The following is a 1,434-nucleotide window of genomic DNA, read 5'->3' on the forward strand; positions in this document are numbered from 1 at the left end:
GGCTCATCACAAAGCAGGGTGTAGTTGGGGTCTGAATCCGCCGGTCTCGAGCAGCGATCTGGCTATGTAGTGGACGAGGTTGCGGAAGCCGAGGGCTGAGCCGCGGAGGTGTTCGAGCCGACCGTTCAGGGCCTCGGTGGGGCCATTCGAGGTGCCGGGCCGGTCGAAGTAGGCGAGGATGTCAGCGGCCCGCTTGTTCAGGGTGCGGCCCAGCACGATAACCTCCTTCAGAGCGGCGGGGACACCGCTGCCGACGGCGTCGATGACGGCCTGCATGCGGATGCGTCCCGTGGCCCGGTCGGGTTCCCGGTAGGCAGCGATCATCTTCTGGTAGATGCCCCAGGTGGTCTCGACCTCGACGTGGTCATCGCCGGCGAACAGGGTCTCTAGGCGGGTCTTCTGTCGGGCGGTGAGCAGGTCCAGACCGGTGTGGAGGGTGCGGCGGGCCCGGTAGAGCGGGTCGGTGGCACGGCCGCGGTGGCCGTGGAGGTCTTGCTGGACCCGCCTGCGGCATTGGTCGAGGGCATCCCCGGCGAGGCGGATCACGTGGAATGGATCCATCACAGCAGTGGCATCGGGCAACTCTTCGGTGGTGGCGGTCTTGAACCCGGTGAAGCCGTCCATCGCGACGACCTCCACCCTGGCCCGCCACTGCTTGGGACGGGCAGCGAGCCAGGTCTTGAATGCTTGCTTGGAGCGGCCCTCGACCATGTCCAACAAGCGTGCCGGGCCGGTGTTGTCCCTGATCGGAGTGAGGTCGATGATCACGGTGACGTATCTGTCGCCGCGGCGAGTGTGGCGCCAGACGTGCTCGTCGACGCCGAGCACGCGCACGCCGTCGAACCGCTTCGGGTCATCAATCAGGACCCGCCGGCCTTCGGCCAGGACGGCGTCGTTGGCGGTGTTCCACGACACGGCCAAGCTTTCGGCGATCCGGGCGATGGTGAGGTGGCCGACCACGAGTGCTTCCAGCGCCCAGCGCAGCGCCCGCCGGGACAGCTTGGATCGCGGTTCGGCGGCCTTGCTCATGTCCTGGCGCCACACGTGCCCGCACTCGGAACACCGGTAGCGGCGCACCGTGATCAGCAGGACGGTGGGTCGCCAACCGAACGGCTCGTGCGCCAACCGGCGAACCACGCTGCCGCGCGGGGTTCCCTCACAGCCGCACCGTCGGCACCACGGGTCGGGATTGGCGACCCGGCAGGCCAGTACCGCCTGGTTCGGCTCCACATGCTGGCCGATGACCTCGAGGCCGAGCTCATCGAGGCGGGTGAACGTGGTCAGGTCAGGGCTAACGAAGGTAGCGTGGGGCACGTCGAGGTCTTCCGGATGGGCAGTGTGAGAACTTCCATCTTCGGGAGGCCTCGACCCCCATCCACGTACCGACGCGCCGCACAGCTCAAGACACCGCTACACCCTGCTTTGTGATGAGCC

General features: G+C 67.4%; 1 protein-coding gene. It reads right to left on the minus strand.

Annotated elements, in window-relative coordinates; genetic code table 11:
* Positions 1-6 precede the first annotated feature (6 nt).
* A complete protein-coding gene (locus Q9R22_RS13255; protein ID WP_131333437.1) occupies positions 7-1,314 on the minus strand; it encodes an ISL3 family transposase in 1,308 nt (435 codons plus the stop codon).
* Between the last annotated feature and the right edge of the window lie 120 nt (positions 1,315-1,434).

Source organism: Kocuria sp. PD6 (genome assembly GCF_031844145.1).
Classification (GTDB): domain Bacteria; phylum Actinomycetota; class Actinomycetes; order Actinomycetales; family Micrococcaceae; genus Kocuria; species Kocuria marina.